The following is a 17,573-nucleotide window of genomic DNA, read 5'->3' as shown; positions in this document are numbered from 1 at the left end:
CGAGACCGAATCAGACGAGGTCGTTGACCATCAGCCGGGCGCGGTCGGCGTCCTCGTCGGTCAGCATCGTCTGGCTGAGCCGCTCGGCCTCGACGCGGCGCATCCACCACGTGACCTGCTTGTCGATCTCGGCCTGGTCCCAGCCGAGCTCGGCGCCCATCAGGCGAGCGACACCCGGCACGGCGGAGACGCCGCGGTCGAAGGTCTCGATCGAGATGCGGGTACGTCGGGTGAGGACGTCGTCGACGTGGCGGGCGCCCTCGTGCGTGACCGCGTAGACCACCTCGGCGGCGAGGTAGTCCTCGGCGCCCTCGAGGGGCAGCGCGAGCTGGCGCCGGGTCGAGATCAGGTCGAGGATCTCGTCGACCATGCCGCCGTAACGGCCGAGCAGATGGTCGATGCGGGCGACGTGCAGCCCGCTTCGGCGTGCGAGCAGGACGCGCTGGTTCTCACGCGTCTCGTAGCCGTCGGCACCGAGCAGGCGCACCTTGTCGGTGATCGACTCGCGCGGCTCCGGACCGAGCGTGCGCAGGGTGTGCGCGGCTGCGTCGACTGCGTCCTTCGCCATCAGGCGGTACGTCGTCAGCTTGCCGCCCGCGATCATGACGAGGCCCGGCACGGGAGTGACCACCGTGTGCTCACGCGAGAGCTTCGCCGTCTGGTCGCTCTCCCCCACCAGCAGGGGTCGGAGGCCGGCGTACACGCCCTCGACGTCCTCGTGGTCGAGCGGCTCCTTGAGGATCGCGTTGACGTGCGCGAGGACGTAGTCGATGTCGGCCTTGGTCGCGGCCGGATGGGCCAGGTCGAGCGCCCAGGACGTGTCGGTCGTGCCGATGATCCAGTGACGACCCCAGGGGATGACGAAGAGGACGGACTTCTCGGTGCGCACGATGAAACCGGAGTCGGAGCGGATCCGGTCGCGCGGCACGACGAGGTGGATGCCCTTGCTTGCCTGGACATGGAGGGCACCGCGACCGCCGACCATCTCCTGGATCTCGTCGGTCCAGACTCCCGCAGCGTTGACGACCACGCGGGCGCGGATCTCGAACTCGGGTGCGTCTGGGCGCTCGAGGTCCTTCGCCCGTACGCCGACGACCCGGTCACCCTCGCGGAGGAAACCGACCACGCGTGTCCGTGTGGCGATGTGCGCGCCGTGTCGTGACGCCGTGCGGGCGAGCGTCATGACCAGGCGGGCGTCGTCGACCTGCGCGTCGTAGTACTGGATCGCGCCGGCGATCGTGTCGGTCCGGAAGTCGGGGGCGATCCGCTGGACCCCCTTACGGGTCAGGTGGCGATGGCGGGGCAGGCCCATCGAGCCGTGGCCGCTGACCGCGGCGCTGGCCATCGCCATGCCGTCGTACATCATCAGGCCGGAGCCGACGTAGGGCCGCTCCCAGACCCGGTGCGTGAGCGGGTAGAGGAACGGCACCGGCCGGACGAGGTGCGGGGCGAGGCGGGTGAGGAGGAGACCGCGCTCCTCGAGCGCCTCCTTGACCAGCCCGAAGTCGAACATCTCGAGGTAGCGCAGGCCGCCGTGCACCAGCTTGCTGGACCGCGAGGAGGTGCCGGAGGCGAGGTCGCGCTGCTCGAGCAGGCCGGTCGACAGTCCGCGCGTGACGGCGTCGATTGCGACCCCTGCACCGACCACTCCCCCGCCCACGACGAGGACGTCGAGCTCGTCGCCGCCGATGCCGACCATGGTCGACAGTGCGGCGTCACGCGCCTCAGGGCTGAGCACTCCCGCAGTGGTCATGCCTCCAGTCTGTCAGTGGGCATGTCACGCGGGCGTGAAATCACATCGGGGGTGAGCTGAGGTAGATCGACTTGAGCTCGGTGTACTGGGCCAGTCCCTCGGGTCCGAACTCCCGCCCGGCGCCCGACGCCTTGTAGCCGCCGAACGGCGCGGCGAAGTCCATCGTGTACGTGTTGATCCCGAACGTGCCGGTGCGGATCTGCCGGGCGACGTCCAGGCCGGCGGCGTCGTCGGAGGTCCAGACCGTGCCTGCCAGTCCGTAGTCGGAGTCGTTGGCCAGGCGTACGGCGTCCTCGACCGTCTCGTAGGGGATCACCGACAGCACCGGACCGAAGATCTCCTCCTGGGCGATCCGCATCCGGTTGTCGACGTTCGCGAAGACGGTGGGACGGATGAACCAGCCCGCGTCGACCCCGCTCGGCATACCGGTGCCGCCGGTGAGGAGGGTGGCGCCCTCCTCCTGACCGATCCTGATGTAGCCCTCGACGCGCTCCTGCTGACGCCTGGCCACCATCGGCCCGATCTCGGTCGCCTCGTCGAACGGGTCGCCCACCTTCATGCCCGACACGGCGTCGGCGAGTGCCTGTGCGAAGGCGTCGTGCCGCTCGCGCGAGACGAGGACACGGGTCTGCGCGACACAGGCCTGGCCGGAGTTCATCAGGCCGATGAATTTGAGGCCCTCCAGCGTCGCGTCGAGGTCGGCGTCGTCGAGGACGATCGCGGCGGACTTGCCGCCGAGCTCGAGTGAGACCCGCTTCAGCCGCTCGCCGGCGAGGGAAGCGATCCGACGACCGGCCGCGGTCGATCCGGTGAAGGCGATCTTGTCGATGCCGGGGTGGGTGACGAGATGCTCACCGACCTCGCGTCCGCCGGCGACGATGCTCACGACCCCTTCGGGGACGCCCGCCTCGGTCAGCAGCTCGGCCAGGAGGTAGGCGTCGAGCGGGCTCTCGGGCGCGGGCTTCGCGACGACGGTGCAACCGGCGAGGAGGGCGGGGATCACCTTGGAGATGAGGGTGAACTGCGGGACGTTCCACGGCGGGATGGCCGCGACGACGCCGACCGGCTCGTGCCGGACCATGACGTCTGCGCCGAGCGCACCCGGGCGGGTGGACTCCCACGGGAACTCGCGGGCGATGGCGAGGAAGGCCTCGATCTGCATCCATGGCGCCGGCGACTGGGCCAGGTTGGAGAAGGAGATCGGAGAGCCGATCTCGGTGGTGATCAGCTCGGCCATGTCGCCCAGGCGGGCGGCGTAGAGGCCGGAGAGGTTCTGGACGATCTCGATCCGCTCGGCAGGCGCCATCCGGGGCCATGGTCCCTCGTCGAAGGCCTTCCGCGCCGCGGCGACGGCGGCGTCCATGTCGGCGGTGGTGCCCTCAGGCACCCGCGCGACGACCTGCTCGGTCGACGGCGAGATCACCTCGAGGACCTCGTCGGTGGCGGGCTTGACCCACCGGCCGCCGATGTAGAGGGCGTCGCGGTCGAGCGAGCCGGCGCGGGTGTCGTCAGTCGTGAGAGTCATGCGAGATCGAACCAATCCTTGAATCCGCTGGGATCGTGCCTGCCGAGGGCGCCGTGCTCGAAGAGCCCCCAGCCCTCGATGCCGTCGGCGCCGGTGCCGGTGGCCGTCGCGCGTCCGACGTGGTCGATCACGCCGAACGTCACCTTGCCCTTGTGCTCGTCGGAGGTGACGTCGTACGTCCTCCGCTCGGTGAAACCGGGGCCGTTCCACACCCCGTGTGCCCAGTCGCTGTCGCCGCCGTACCCGCCGCCGAGATGGAGGGGTACGCCGAGCAGGGACTCGACCTCGAGCACGAACGGCTTCCCGTCCGGCGTTGTGGCCGTGATCGTGGCACCTGTGGGCACGCGGGTGCCGGGCGTGTAGTGGATGGCGACGTGCGGCCAGCCGAGCTGCTCGACGCGGCCGTCACGGAAGACGCGGGTGCAGTCGTTGACCGTGCGGAAACCGTCCGGAGTCTCCTGGATGATCAGGCAGACGTTGAAGTCGTCGAAGCGGATCGGCACGTAGAGCCACCACATGCCCTGCCACTCCGGGTCGGCGGGCCGTCCGGCGGGCACGGCCTCACCGACCGGGCGGATGCCCCATGAGCGGTCACGGCTGCCCATCCACTGGTCGGGCGTCACGGCGATCTCGTCACCGTCGACGACGATCGTGCCCTCCCATGAGCCGAGCTGCGCGAAGCGCTGGGCGTTGAGGGTGGTGCCGGTGCCCTGGCGCATCACGTGGGGCAGCTCCTGGATGACCGGGCCGGAGCCCTCCCAGGTGAGGTCCATCGCCATGCCCTCGGTCTCCTCGAGGACCAGCCGCAGCTTCCGCAGCGGCTCGATCACCTCGATCCGGTAGCCGCCGACCTGCTGGGCCATCCGATCCGCGCCGTTGGGGTCGGCGGCGTCGGAGAGGTGCACCGCGGTCTGGACGTCACCCCGGCGGACCAGCATGAAGGCGTCCTTGGTGCCGAGGTTGGGATAGAAGCCGAGGCTGGAGATCAGCATGACATCGCCGGAGCGGTCGAAGGCGTTCCAGTAGCACCGGTCGTAGAAGTTGCGGTCCGACGACCCCGCCCACGCCATCGGCTGCGGGAGCTGGTGGATCGGGAACTCGTCGAGCGGGCCGATGCCGTAGTACTCGGAGTGCAGGCCCGGCTGGCGATTCGACTGGGAGGCGGACATCAGGCGCCGACCTCGTCGAGGAGGCGCTCGAAGAGCGGCCGGTGGTGGAAGACGGCCTCGGGGTCGTCGGGCCGCTCGATCTCGCCGAAGTGGATCTGGCGGGCGCTGGTGCGCAGGAAGACGCAGGCCCACTGGACGGCACAGAGCACGCGGTACCAGGTGAGGTCACCGAGCTCGACGCCGGAGAACTCGAGGTAGTCGGCGCGGACGGTCTCCTCGCTGAGGAAGTCGGGCAGGCCGGGCAGCTCGAGGACGCCCGCGATCTCCTGGAAGACCGTGTGGGCGAACATCATCCAGGCGATGTCCATCTCGCGCGGACCGACCGTGGCCATCTCCCAGTCGAGCACGGCGACCGGTTTGAAGTCCTGGTACATGGCGTTGCCGATCCGGGCGTCACCCCAGACGAGCACCGACTCCTCGGTCGCGGGCAGATGGGTGACCAGCCAGGCGAAGCCACGCTCGACGAGCGGCGAGCGGCGGCCGCCCGGCTCGTTGACGGCGAACTCGTACCAGGCGCGGATGTGGGCGAGGTTGCGGGCCAACACGGTCTCGCCGCCGTGGCCCTGAGCGCCGGGGTCGAGGAAGTCGAAGGTCGAGGCCGCGTCGGGGATGGCATGGAGCTTGGCGACGACCTCGAGGGTCGAACGCTGGAGCTCGCGCTGCTTCTCCGGCCCGGCGTCGTAGAACCAGTTGTCGCCGAAGGTGTAGGGCAGCACGTCGGGCGGCACCTGGCCCTCGATGCGCTCCATGAGGAAGAACGGTGTGCCGAGCACGTTGCCCGTCTCCTCGAGGTGGCTCACCGGTGGCACCGGCACGTCGGTGAGGGTCCCGGCGAGGTGCATCGCACGGAACTGGGCGCCGAGGTCGTACGTCGGGAAGACGGGCAGGTCCTCGGCGCGGGGCGCCACGCGGGCGACGTACGGCCGGCTGACGCGCTGGCCCTCCTCCGTCGTGATCACGTCCAGGAGGACGGTCTCGCTGGACATGCCGTTGGTCTCGATGCCCGCATGGAGCACGACCTCAGGCTGCGCACCGGACGGCAGGGTCTCGGTGAGCCATGCGGTGAGCGCGTCACCGACTGCGTTGCTGTCTCTCGTGGAGCGGTGCAGGCTGGTGACGTCCAGTGACACTGCAGGAAGTTCGGATTGCGACACGCTCACACGGTGGTAGAACGTGTTCTATTTGTCAACGGTCCCGATCTGAACCAGCCACCCGCGCCATCCACCGCATGACGTGATGTCGCGCGCGGGATCGACCGCGTCGGCGGTGGTGAGGAAGCCGGTCGTCCACCGGCCGTCGGCCAGCTCCACCTGGCCGAGACCGAGCGGCGGAGCGATCGTGGCGAGGAAACCGGCCACCGCCTCGTCGGGAAGTGACCAGAGCTCGACCTCGATACCGTCGCCAGCCGTCGGGCTCCCGGGGAGCTTGGTGAGGCCCGGGCGCGGCAGCGGGCCGTCGACGAGGAACATCCGGTACGCCGACGAGGTCCGTGTCGTCTCCAGGAAGACTCCGCCGCGGGCGACCAGGTCGGCGTTGAGCGGTTGACCGCTCAGGTGGGCGCCGGCGACGGCGATCGTCGTCCGTCCCTCCGCTGTGAGGACCTCCGGCTCGCCGAGCCAGCGGGCGGCCAGGTCGAGGAGCATCCGGTCACCACCCGCCGGGGCGAGCAGCTGCACGCCGAAGGGCAACCCGTCGGAGCGGCCGGCCGCCGGGAAGGCCACGGCACAGAGGTCGAGGAGATTGGTCATGTTGGTGAACCGCCCCAGCCCGCTGTTGACACCGACCGGGTCGGCAGCGACGGCTGCGTGGGTCGGGTGGGTCTCGGTGGTCGGCAGCAGCAGCGCGTCGGCGCTCTCCCACACCTGCTGGGTGCGTCGATCCAGGGCGGCGAGCTGGTGGAAGGCGGCGAAGGCGTCCTGGGCGGTGAGCCGAGCAGCCGCCCCGACGATGCCGCGCACCGTGGGGTCGACCGCCGGGTCGTCGTCCATCGCTGCACCGAAGGCCAGCGCCCGCTCGGCCACCCACGGCCCGCCGTAGAGCAGCTCTGCGGTCTCCAAGAAGGCCGACACGTCCACCTCGGTCACGTCATAGGTCGTCGCCGCCTGCTGCTTGGCGGCCTCCCAGGCCCCCGCATGGAGCGGGTCGAGGCCGAGGTCGCCCGCCGGGATGGCGACGCGCGCACGTCGCGGGGTCGGGCGTTGGAGGAGCCGGCGGCTGAACGGGTCGGTGTCGTCGTACGCACCGACGACGGCCAGCACGCGGCGGGCGACGTCGACGGTGCGGGCGAAGACGCTGACGCAGTCCAGCGACGCGCAGGCCGGCACGACTCCGGTCGTCGAGACGAGGCCGCGGCTGGGCTTGAGACCGACGAGGGCGTTGAAGGCGGCCGGGACGCGGCCGCTGCCGGCGGTGTCCGTGCCGAGGGCGAAGTCGACCTCGCCCGAGGCCACGGCCACCGCGCTCCCGGACGACGAGCCGCCGCTGATGTGGGCGGGTGAGAAGACCGAATGGCAAGCGCCGTACGGGGATCGAGTGCCGACCAGGCCGGTGGCGTACTGGTCCATATTGGCCTTGCCGAGCGGCACGGCGCCCGCCTGGAGGAGGAGGTCGACGGCGGTCGCGGAGCTCGGCGCCGGCGTCGTACGACGGGGATCGGCGGCGGTGGTGGGCACACCGACGAGGTCGATGTTGTCCTTGATCGCGAAGGTCAGCCCGGCCAGCGGGCCGGTCGTCGCGGCGAGAGTCGCGGACTCCTCGTCCTCGAGCCGGGTGATCCACATCGGCTGGTCGCTCATGAGACCCACCTCGTCTTCTCTGCGTCGAAGGCCGCCCGGCGGGTCGCACGGACGGCCGCAATCTCGTCGGAGGCGGCGAGCTCGATGGCGCGCACCTCGCTGATCGAGAAGGTCGCGGGCCTGGTCACGAGGTCGGCCTTCCCGGAGCGGATGTCGGCACGCTGGTCGGCCAGCTCCTCGGCGGTCACCGGCACGAACCGAAGCCGGTCGAACTGGCGCAGCAGCCAGGGCTGCGGGTCCCGGTGCGGGTCGTCGGCCAGGAGGCGCCAGACCGGCACCGTGCGACCGACGAGCTGGTAGCCGCCCGGGCCCTCCATCCCGTAGACGCAGAGGTAGATGCCTCCGATGCCGACGGCGTTCTGCGGGGTCCAGGTGCGGGCGGGGTTGTACTTGGTGGTGACGAGCCGGTCGCGCGGGTCGATCGGCACTGCCACCGGGGCGCCGAGGTAGACGTCGCCCAGGCCGACCACGAGATAGGTCGCCCGGGCGACGACGTCGAAGACGTCGGCCCGGTCGGTGAGGTCGTTGACCCGGCGGATGAACTCGACGTTGTCCGGGCTCCACGGCGCCGTCGGGTTGACGCTCTGGTAGCGCCGCATCGCCTCGTGCGCCTCCGGGTGGTCGAAGGCGATCGGCAGCTCGACCTCGCGCACCGGCAGATCGACGGTCGCCGGGTCGTCTAGGTCCGCCGCCAGGTCGGCGAGGTGGGCGGCCAACCCGGCGGGTATGAGCCGGTCGTCGTCGAGCGCGATCAGCAGCGAGCGCACGCCCTCGACGATCTCGACGACGCCGACGGGCCGGTGGGCACGGAGCCGCTCGGCGAGGAGGTGGATCCAGACGCGCACGGTGAGGTCGAGCTCGGCCGGGCCGGCCTCGACCAGGACGTGCCGGTCACCTGAGGCGCGGATCGTGAACGCCGGGGCGCTGCCCATCGTCCCCGCGGCCGCGAGCAGCGGCGGGCGCTCGGCCGTCGTCGGTACGTCGGCGGCCGGCTCGCGACGACGAGGCGACGGTGCCGTCACGCCGGCCGCCGGGTGCAGACCCTCGACGAGGTCGCGCTGCGCGGCGATCGCGTTTGCCGCCGCCGCCGGGGAGACGGGGGTCAGCCGCACCGTGTCACCCGGACGGAGCTGGCCGAGCTTCCAGCGGTCGGCGCCGATGACGACGGCCGGCACGACGAAGCCACCGAGCGATGGGCCGTCCTTGCCGACGATCACCGGGGTGTCACCCGAGAGCATGATGCCGCCGACCGGGTAGGCCGAGTCGTGCAGGTTGGAGGGGTGGATGCCCGCCTCGCCACCGTCGCCGCGCGACCACTGTGGGGTCGGCCCGACGAGGCGCACACCCGTACGGTCGGCGCGGTGGTCGACGGACCACGTGACCGCGAAGAGCTCCTCCACACCGGCGTGGGTGAGGTAGTCGGGCGCACCGTGCGGGCCGGGGATGACGCGCAGCTCCCACTCTTGCGTGAGCGCGGGCAGCACCTCGGCGACCTCGACCGGCGCGAGCAGGTTCTCGAGTCGGCCGAGCGGCAGGACGTCGCCCGCGGCGAGCGGGCGGCCGTCGTACCCACCGAAGCCGCCGAGGATGAAGGTCGACCGGCTGCCCAGTACGCGCGGCACGTCGAGGCCACCACGGACCGCGAGATAGCCGCGCATGCCGGGGCCGTCGACCGGACCGAGGTCGAGCGTCTGGCCGGCGCGGACCCGGCGGACCTGCCCGACGGGGAGCGGCCGGTCGTCGACGGTGGCCGACGTGAGCCCGCCGCCGAGGCAGACCAGCCGGTCCTCGTCGAAGGCCAGCACTGGACCGCGAAGGACGCACTCGAGTCCGGCGAGACCGTCGGGGTTCCCCACGCCGGCGGAGACGAGGGCGAAGGTGAGCTCGTCGAAAGCCCCCGACGGAGGCACCCCAACGTCCCAGTAGCCCTGTCGGCCGCGGACGTCCTGCACGGTCGTCTGCGCCCCCGGGTCGAGCACGCGGATGCTCATGACCACCACCCCAGGAGCTGCACGGGGGTGGGGTTCCAGCCGTTGCAGGGGTTGTTGAGCTGCGGACAGTTGGAGAGCAGGACGTAGATGTCACGGCTCGCGGTCAGCTCGACGTACCGCCCGGGCGCCGACAGGCCGTCGTCGAAGTGCAGGTCGCCGTCGGGCGAGACGGGCACGTTCATGAAGAAGTTGATGTTGTGGCCGAGCTCGCGCGGGCCGATGCCCGCCCTTGCGCCGTAGGCGAGGAAGGTCTGCCGGCAGGCGTGCTGGTGGCGGGTGTGAATGCCGTAGCGGATGACGTTGCTCTCCTGGGCACACGCGCCGCCGATCGTGTCGTGCCGGCCGACGGTGTCGTCGGTGATCACGGCGAGTTCGTCGAGCCGGGTGGAGAGCAGCCGGGAGCCGGTCGTCAGGTAGACGGCGCCCTGCTCGCGGATGGTGTCGAAGGCGGAGTACTTGTTGCGCACGTCGGCCGCGTCGTAGACGAGCGTGTCAGCGGCCTGGTTGCCCTCGAGGTCGACGATCCGCAGCCGACCACCGGCCGGGACGAGGACGAGGTCGCCGTCGCCGTCGTCGACGACGCGGTCGTACGCCGGCGCGGTGTCAGTGCTGAGCGCGGTGCTGACGGCGGTGCTCATGCGAGGAGCCTCCTGCTCATCTCGAGGGCGCGGGCGCTCTCGTCGCGGAACTGCCAGGACGCGTCCGTGGCCGGGTCGACGGCCTCGGCGAGGGCGACATCGAGTCGCACCCCGGCCGGCGCGTAGCCGACCGTGTCGAGCGGACTCGTGTCGAGCGGATGGGGTGCGGTGGAGAGGACGACGAGGACGTCGAGCTCGGTGCGCAGCGTGACGGTGTCGCCGGCGTGCGCGTGGTCGGAAGCCCAGCCCAGACCGGCCTTCTCGTCGATCGCGACACGGCTGAAGAGGTTGACCGGTGCGTGCAGATCGCGCTCGTCGAGGCCGTTCTTGGTGAGCTCGCTGACCAGGCCGGTGCGCCCGCTGCGACGCCAACCGTTGCGGTCGGCGTGGTAGCTCGACGAGCCCGCGTCGAGGTGGACGTCGTGGCCGAAGCCGCCGAGGCAGTCATGCCAGTCGAGGCTGGAGGCCGTGACCGAGGCGAGCGCGAGGCCGAGGTCGGACATGAGCACCATCGGCGCCATGATGCGCGCCGACATCTGCGCCTTGAGGGTGTCCGGGACGTTCATGCGGTCGGCCCCGAAGGTTCCGGCGGCGTTGAAGAGCAGCAGCGACACGTTGGCGCCGTCGCCCAGGGCGGTGAGGGTGAGGGTCCGACCGGCCCGGAGGGGCGCCGACCAGGCCGCCCCTCCGGGAAGGTCGTGGCTGTAGAGGGTCACGCCGGCTCTCCCTCGAGGCCGTCGATGCCGTCGACGCCGACCGCGCGGGACGACGCTGCCGGCGTCAGCCCGATCGCCGCCTCGTAGGCCGGCTTCTGCGCCCGGTAGGCGACGTAGCCCACGCCGTAGGTCACGACCAGCACGAGGATCGGCAGGTAATGGACGGCCCAGCCGGCGCCGTACGGGTCGTAGACCTCAGCCCTCGGCCAGCCGAGGTTCCACGCCATGACGAGCTGGAAGAGCACCGCCACGATGTTGATCGGCACGCCGAGGCGGCCCAGGGAGAAGAGCGGCCGGCCCGTCTCATCGACGCCGCCGGTCGGGAAGCGACCGGCGAGCCGCTCCTTGAGCAGCGGCACCGTCACCAGCAGGTAGGCGATGTAGAGCAGCATGATGCAGACGCTCGACAGGGCCAGGAAGAGGCCCGCGTTGCCGATGTTGACCACCAGGAACAGCGCGGCGCCGACGCCGGGGACGACCGTGGCGAGCACCGGCACCTCGGTCTTCGGCGAGACCCTCGAGAGCTGCTTGGAGAAGGGCAGCACGTGGTCGCGGGCCATGGAGAAGAACATCCGCGCCGCGGCCGTCTGGATCGCGAGCGTGCAGACGGTGACGGCGAACGCCACGTCCAGCAGGAGCAGCTTGCCCCAGAAGGTGCCGAGCTGGCTGGTGATCACGTAGGGCAGGCCACCGAGGCCGAGGTCGTCGACGCCGAGGCTCGGCGCGGCCATCAGGGCCGCGACGATGAGGAAGGCGCCGCCGACGCCCGAGGCGAGCACAGCCCGGATGATCGTGCGCGGGGTCGTACGTCGTGGGGCGTGTGTCTCCTCGGCGAGCTCACCGGCACTGTCGAACCCGACGAGCACGTAGGCGGCCATCAGTGAGGAGACCAACAACGGGACGACGTATCCCGTCGAGCCGTCGAGATTGGTGTGGTGCACGATCACCGACGGGCCGCGCTCGGCGTGGCCGAAGAGCAGCACGACGAGGAGCGCGACGCCGATCAGCTCGCAGGTGACGCCGATGCTCGTGACCCGCGCGGTCAGCTTCACGCTGAAGGCGTTGATCAGGGTCGTCACCACGAGCAGGGCCAGGCCGAGCAGGATGGCGTTGGCGGCACCGTCACGGCTGGCGACCGAGGTGTCGGTGCCGATGATCTGGAAGCCGCTCCAGACGATCGGCAGCACCACCTGGAGGGCGATCGCCGCCGCGGCGATGGTGATGGTCTGGGCGATGACCATCGTCCAGCCGGCGAACCAGCCGACGACGGAGCCGCCCATGCGGCGCGACCACTGGTAGATCGCACCCGAGATCGGGTAGCGGGCCGCGAGCTCGGCGAAGCAGAGCGCTACCAGGAGCTGGCCGACGAGGACGGCCGGCCAGGTCCAGAAGAACGCCGTGCCGCCGAAGGAGTAGCCCAGCCCGAAGAGCTGGAAGACGGTGGTCATGATCGACACGAAGGAGAACCCGGCCGCGAAGGAGGCATAGCTGCCCACCTTGCGGACCAGCTCCTGCGGATAGCCGAACGTGGAGAGATCGCGTGCGCTGGTGTGGTCGTAGTCGACTGACATCGGTACGGCGCCTTTTCGTGAAAGGCCCGACAGCTCCCGACTGGAAACGCGGCGCGGAAGGGCCTGATGAGGCCTCCCGGGCTTTTGTCCCGCCGTGGAGCGTCGCCACGTCCTCGTGTCGGCGCCTGCCCCTCTCGGACCAGACCTCCTGCCGGAGCAGGAACGGAACCCTAGGGGCGCCCCGCCGTCTCGGGCGGGTCGGAAGAAGTTCAGCGGGCGGAGGTTTCCGTCAGCACCCCCGGCCGTAACAACCGTGTTTCGGTTGTCAGCGGTTGACGACGACCTCGATCCGCTGGAACTCCTTGAGCTCGGTGTAACCCGTCGTCGCCATCGCGCGCTTGAGGGCGCCGATGAGGTTCATCGTGCCGTCGGCCATGTAACTCGGGCCGAAGAGGATCTCCTCGAGCGAGCCGACGGTCTCGAACTCGACACGCTGGCCGCGCGGGAGCGAGGCGTGGTGGGCCTCGGAGCCCCAGTGGAAGCCCTTGCCGGGCGCCTCGGCGGCTCGCGCGAAGGGCGAGCCGACCATGACGGCGTCGGCGCCGCAGGCGATCGCCTTCGCGAGATCACCCGAGGTGCCGATGGAGCCGTCTGCGATGACGTGCACGTAGCGACCGCCCGACTCGTCGAGGTAGTCCCTCCGTGCCGCGGCCACGTCCGCCACAGCAGACGCCATCGGTACGGCGACGCCGAGCACGGTCCGCGTCGTGTGGGCCGCTCCGCCGCCGAAGCCGACGAGCACACCGGCCGCGCCGGTGCGCATGAGGTGCAGGGCCGCCTGGTGCGTGGCGCAGCCGCCGACGATCACCGGGACGTCGAGCTCGTAGATGAACTCCTTGAGGTTGAGCGGCTCGGCCTGGCTGCTCACGTGCTCGGCGGAGACGGTGGTGCCGCGGATGACGAACATGTCGACGCCGGCGTCGACGACCGCCTTGGCGAACTCCTTGGTGTGCTGCGGCGAGAGCGCGCCGGCGACGGTGACGCCGGCGTCGCGGATCTCCTTGAGGCGCTGGCTGATCAGCTCGGCCTTGATCGGCTCGGTGTAGATCTCCTGCATCCGCTTGGTGGCGTCGGCACCGCGCAGGTCGGCGAGCTCCTCGAGGAGCGGCTCGGGTGACTCGTAGCGCGTCCAGATGCCCTCGAGGTTGAGTACGCCGAGGCCGCCGAACTTGCCGAGCGCGATCGCGGTGGCCGGCGACATCACGGAGTCCATCGGCGCGGCGAGGATCGGCAGCTCGAAGCGGTAGGCGTCGATCTGCCAGTCGACGCTGACCTCCTCGGTGTCCCGCGTGCGACGGCTGGGCACGATCGCCACGTCGTCGAACCCGTACGCGCGACGCCCGCGCTTGGCCCTGCCGATCTCGATGTCAGTCACCCCGTGATTCTAGGGGCGAAGGTTCGTCAGTCGAACTCGCCGGAGCGGAGCCGATCCAGAAGTCGCCGGTCACGCTTCGTCGGGCGGCCCATGCCGCGCTCACGCTCGAAGGGGGTGAGCACGCGCTCGGGCTTCGGCGGGAGGGCGGGGGTGCGGTCGTCGTACGCCAGGACGGCGATCGGAGCGCCGACCCTCTTGGCGAGGAGCTCACGCACGATCACGATGTGCTCGCGCTTCTCGTGGACGTTGTAGACCCGGACCTCGTCGCCGACCTTGACCGTCTGGGAGGGCTTGGCGCGCTCGCCGTTGATCCGGATGTGACCGGCCTTGGCGCCCGCAGTGGCCTGCGACCGTGACGGCGCGAGCCGCACGGCCCACACCCACTGGTCGACGCGCGTCATGGACTACGAGTGGTAGTTGGGCGCCTCGACGGTCACCTGGACGTCGTGCGGGTGCGATTCCTTGAGCGAGGCGGAGGTGATCCGCATGAAGCGGCCCTTCTCCTGCAGCTCGGGCACCGTGCGCGCGCCCACGTAGAACATCGTCTGGTGCAGGCCGCCGACGAGCTGGTGCACGACCGTGGCGAGGTTGCCCTTGAACGGCACCTGGCCCTCCACGCCCTCGGGAACGATCATGTCGTCGCTCGTGACCTCGGCCTGGAAGTAGCGGTCCTTGGAGTAGGACTTCTTGCCGCGCGAGCTCATGGCGCCCATGGAGCCCATGCCGCGATAGGCCTTGTACTGCTTGCCGTTGATCAGGATCGTGTCGCCGGGCGTCTCCTCGGTGCCGGCGAGCATCGAGCCGAGCATGACGGTGTCGGCGCCCGCGACGATGGCCTTGCCGATCTCGCCGGAGTAGCGCAGTCCGCCGTCGGCGATGACCGGGATGCCGGCAGGGCGGGCGGCGAGGCTGGCCTCGTAGACGGCGCTGATCTGCGGCACGCCGACACCGGTCACGACACGGGTGGTGCAGATCGAGCCCGGGCCCACGCCGACCTTGATCGCGTCGGCGCCTGCGTCGACGAACGACTGAGCACCCTCACGGGTGGCGACGTTGCCGCCGATCACCTGCACGTGCTTGGTCGCGGGGTCGGTCTTGAGCCGGTGGACCATGTCGATGAGCATCCGGACGTTGCCGTGCGCCGTGTCCGCGACGAGTACGTCGACACCCGCCTCGATCAGGGTGGTGGCGCGCTCCCACGCGTCACCGAAGTAGCCGATCGCGGCGCCGACCATCAGGCGGCCGTCGGCGTCCTTGGAGGCGAGCGGAAACTGCTCGGACTTCACGAAGTCCTTGACCGTGATCAGGCCGGCGAGCTTGCCGTCGGTGTCGACGAGCGGAAGGCGCTCGAGCTTGTGCTGGCGCAGCAGGGCGGTGGCGTCCTCGCGGCTGATGCCGGCGTGGCCGGTGATCAGCGGGGCGTGGGTCATGACCTCGTCGACCTTGGTGGTGGCCCACTCGGCGACCGGCGTGAAGCGCAGGTCGCGGTTGGTGATCATGCCGATCAGCGTGTTGTCGGCGTCGACGACCGGGAAGCCGGAGATGCGGTACTCCCCCGCGAGCTGGTCGAGCTGCTCGAGGGTGCGGTCGGCTGTGATGGTGACGGGGTTGGAGATGATGCCCGTCTGGGTGCGCTTGACCAGGTCGACCTGGCGGGCCTGGTCCTCGATGGAGAGGTTGCGGTGGAGGACGCCGATGCCGCCCTGGCGGGCCATCGCGATCGCGAGGCGGGCCTCGGTGACGGTGTCCATCGCCGCGCTCACGAGCGGCACCTTGAGGGAGATCTCGCGCGTGAGGCGCGAGGTCGTGTCGATCTCGTCAGGGGCGAGATCCGAGTACCCCGGCAGGAGGAGGACGTCGTCGTAGGTCAAACCCAAAGTGGCGAACTTCGCTGGGACGTCGTTGATCTCCATGGCGAGATTCTACGGCGACCCTCCGGGCCGCTCCGAATTCAGCGGTCGAGCGGTTTCAGATCCCGGACCGGCACCCGGACGGTGAGGTCGTCACCGGCCATCCGGATCCGGCCGCGCAGGCCCGCGGCGAGCACCATCGGCAGCACAGCCTGGTTGTCCGCCCGGGTGGTCAGCAGGATCTCGTCGGCGCCGAGGCCGTGCGCCAGCCGCGAGGAGTCCGTCAGCAGCCGGGTGCCGATGCCGCGGCGCTGCCACGCCGGGTCGACGTGCAGGTCCACGGCCCGTACGACGTCACCGTCCTCGTTCGTCGTGGCGGCGAGGATCTGCGCCTGGCCCACGATCGTGTCGTCGACGACCGCCGCGACGCCGGACTCCTCGACGACGTACTCCGGCGTCATCCCGCCGCCGATCCGGCGACCACCGGAGCCGCCGAGCATGGCGGCCGTCGCCTTCGTGCGCGCCATCACGTCGCTCACCAGACCGGCGATGGCCTCACCGCGCGCCTGCTCGGTGTCGGTGAACGGCGCGGTGCGGTGCACCGAGACCTGGACGTCCCCGACGGTGAACTCGGCGAACTCCTGGATCTTCCCGTCGACCGGGTCGGGCTCGGCGTCGAAGAGCCGAGCGACCACCTCGGGGAACGAGGTCGGCCGCTGCAGGATCGTGCGCGCGGCCTCGACGTAGAGCGTCGGCTGGTCGGTCAGCGCCGCCTCGGTGCAGGCCTGGATGACGACGTCGGTCGCACCCGCGGTGGCCATGATGCCCTCGATGTCGGCACCGTCGGGCGCACGCACGACGATCTCGTCGGTGACCTCGTCCAGCCCCGGGAAGACTTGCAGGGCAAGGATGTTGACCCCCGCCGCACCGAAGGCGTTCGCCAGCGCAGCCAGCGTTCCCGGCTGGTCGGGAAGCGTCCCACGCACTCTCCACAGCGACATGCCCGCATCCTCGCACCGGGAGGTTGCGGGCATGTTGCGTCGAAGGGAGCCTCAGGCGCGCGACTTCTCCACCTCCGCGGCCGCGTCGGCCACCGTTCGCCCGTAGGCCGCGGGGCGGCCGCCGTACGGGTCCTCGTCGGTCCACAGCGTCGTGGGCGCGGCCTGGCGGACGACCGGGATCACCTCCGAGGCGAGCCGCTCGAGCATGTGCAGCTGCTGCTCGTGCGGCAGCACGGTCGGGAGGCTGAACGACTGGAGGTCGTGGCCGAAGGCCTCGTGGAACCACAGGATCTTCTCCGTCACCTGGGCGGGCGAGCCGACGAGGACCGGCCCCCGCTCGATGGCGTCCTCGATGGAGCCGAAGGTGAACTCGTTGCCGGGCGTGTGGTTGCCGGGCTGGTTGAAGAACTCCACGATCCGCTCGTACGTCGGCCCGAAGGCCTCCTTGGCCTCCTGCGTCGTGTCGGCGACGTAGAGGAAGCCGGCCCCGGCGCCGACGTACGCGAACCGCGGGTCGTGCCCGTGCTCGAGGTACTCGCGGCGGTACTGGTCGACGAGGACCGTGTAGTTGTCCCGAGGCTGGATGGCATTGGCGCTGAAGAGCGGATCACCCCACCGTGCGGCCAGGCTCGCGGAGGTCGTCGTGGTGGCTGAGCCGTGCCAGACGCGGGGAGCGCCGGCGTACGGCCGCGGCTGGGAGGTGACACCGTCGAGCGGCGGGCGGAAGGAGCCCGACCAGGAGACGGCCTCTTCGCGCCACAACCGGCGGAGCAGCTCGTACTTTTCCGCCAACGCGTCCCACTGGGTGCCCGCCTCGATGCCGAACATCGGCAGCTGCTTGAGCTCGTTCCCCTTGCCGATCACCACCTCGACCCGGCCGCGTGAGAGCTGGTCGACGGTGGCGTAGTCCTCCGCGACCCGGAGCGGGTCGAGGATGGAGAGCACCGCGACACCGGACTGGATCCGGACCCGGCTCGTCGTCGCCGCGATGGCACCGAGCAGGACCGTCACGCCGCTGGAGATGACGTGGCCCGCATGCCGCTCACCGATCGCCACCGCGTCGAGCCCGAACTGCTCGGCGTAGCGGGCCGCCGTCAGGGCCTGGTTGAGTCGCTCATCGGTGCTGACCTCGCGCCCCGTCACCGGGTTCACGAAGTGCGGCAGGATGTCGAGGAGCTGGAACCTCACC

The 17,573-nt window shown here is 70.6% G+C and carries 14 protein-coding genes and 1 riboswitch; all 14 genes read right to left on the bottom strand.

What is annotated here, in order from left to right; all coding sequences use genetic code 11:
* Positions 1-10 precede the first annotated feature (10 nt).
* Positions 11-1,753 carry a glycerol-3-phosphate dehydrogenase/oxidase gene (locus LH076_RS03285; protein WP_227782574.1) on the bottom strand — a complete coding sequence of 581 codons (1,743 nt, stop codon included), beginning with the start codon at positions 1,751-1,753 and terminating at the stop codon, positions 11-13.
* Between the two features lie 40 nt (positions 1,754-1,793).
* Entirely contained in the window at positions 1,794-3,278 is a 1,485-nt protein-coding gene (locus tag LH076_RS03280; RefSeq protein ID WP_227782573.1) for an aldehyde dehydrogenase, read from the bottom strand.
* Positions 3,275-4,447: a hypothetical protein gene (locus LH076_RS03275; RefSeq protein ID WP_227782572.1), complete on the bottom strand. Its 1,173-nt coding sequence runs from the start codon at positions 4,445-4,447 to the stop codon at positions 3,275-3,277. Before LH076_RS03275 ends, LH076_RS03280 begins: the two co-directional genes overlap by 4 nt.
* Entirely contained in the window at positions 4,447-5,577 is a 1,131-nt protein-coding gene (locus tag LH076_RS03270; RefSeq protein ID WP_227782571.1) for a phosphotransferase family protein, read from the bottom strand. Before LH076_RS03270 ends, LH076_RS03275 begins: the two co-directional genes overlap by 1 nt.
* Positions 5,578-5,625: 48 nt before the next feature.
* Positions 5,626-7,242: an allophanate hydrolase gene (gene atzF / locus LH076_RS03265; protein WP_227782570.1), complete on the bottom strand. Its 1,617-nt coding sequence runs from the start codon at positions 7,240-7,242 to the stop codon at positions 5,626-5,628.
* Entirely contained in the window at positions 7,239-9,233 is a 1,995-nt protein-coding gene (locus LH076_RS03260) for a 5-oxoprolinase/urea amidolyase family protein (protein ID WP_227782569.1), read from the bottom strand. Before LH076_RS03260 ends, atzF begins: the two co-directional genes overlap by 4 nt.
* Positions 9,230-9,871 (bottom strand): urea amidolyase associated protein UAAP2, encoded by a 642-nt coding sequence (locus LH076_RS03255; protein WP_227782568.1) that lies wholly within the window; start codon positions 9,869-9,871, stop codon positions 9,230-9,232. The genes LH076_RS03260 and LH076_RS03255 overlap by 4 nt, the downstream gene beginning before the upstream one ends.
* Entirely contained in the window at positions 9,868-10,587 is a 720-nt protein-coding gene (locus LH076_RS03250) for a DUF1989 domain-containing protein (protein WP_227782567.1), read from the bottom strand. Before LH076_RS03250 ends, LH076_RS03255 begins: the two co-directional genes overlap by 4 nt.
* Positions 10,584-12,158: an amino acid permease gene (locus tag LH076_RS03245; protein WP_227782566.1), complete on the bottom strand. Its 1,575-nt coding sequence runs from the start codon at positions 12,156-12,158 to the stop codon at positions 10,584-10,586. Before LH076_RS03245 ends, LH076_RS03250 begins: the two co-directional genes overlap by 4 nt.
* A 71-nt stretch (positions 12,159-12,229) precedes the next feature.
* Positions 12,230-12,343: riboswitch (guanidine-I (ykkC/yxkD leader) on the bottom strand.
* A gap of 80 nt (positions 12,344-12,423) precedes the next feature.
* Positions 12,424-13,533: a GuaB3 family IMP dehydrogenase-related protein gene (locus LH076_RS03240; protein WP_227782565.1), complete on the bottom strand. Its 1,110-nt coding sequence runs from the start codon at positions 13,531-13,533 to the stop codon at positions 12,424-12,426.
* Between the two features lie 26 nt (positions 13,534-13,559).
* The gene (locus LH076_RS03235) at positions 13,560-13,934 is read right to left on the bottom strand and encodes an RNA-binding S4 domain-containing protein (RefSeq protein ID WP_227782564.1); all 375 of its coding nucleotides are present in this window, start codon (positions 13,932-13,934) and stop codon (positions 13,560-13,562) included.
* A 3-nt stretch (positions 13,935-13,937) separates the two neighbouring features.
* The gene (gene guaB / locus LH076_RS03230) at positions 13,938-15,446 is read right to left on the bottom strand and encodes an IMP dehydrogenase (protein WP_227782563.1); all 1,509 of its coding nucleotides are present in this window, start codon (positions 15,444-15,446) and stop codon (positions 13,938-13,940) included.
* 38 nt (positions 15,447-15,484) lie between these two features.
* Positions 15,485-16,384: a GNAT family N-acetyltransferase gene (locus LH076_RS03225; protein WP_227782562.1), complete on the bottom strand. Its 900-nt coding sequence runs from the start codon at positions 16,382-16,384 to the stop codon at positions 15,485-15,487.
* Positions 16,385-16,435: 51 nt separating this feature from the next.
* Complete coding sequence (locus LH076_RS03220; RefSeq protein WP_227782561.1) at positions 16,436-17,572, bottom strand: LLM class flavin-dependent oxidoreductase; 1,137 nt, start codon at positions 17,570-17,572, stop codon at positions 16,436-16,438.
* Position 17,573: the final 1 nt, after the last annotated feature.

It is taken from the genome of Nocardioides sp. Kera G14, from assembly GCF_020715565.1.
GTDB lineage: Bacteria > Actinomycetota > Actinomycetes > Propionibacteriales > Nocardioidaceae > Nocardioides.
This window is presented reverse-complemented; position numbering and strand designations above follow the sequence as displayed.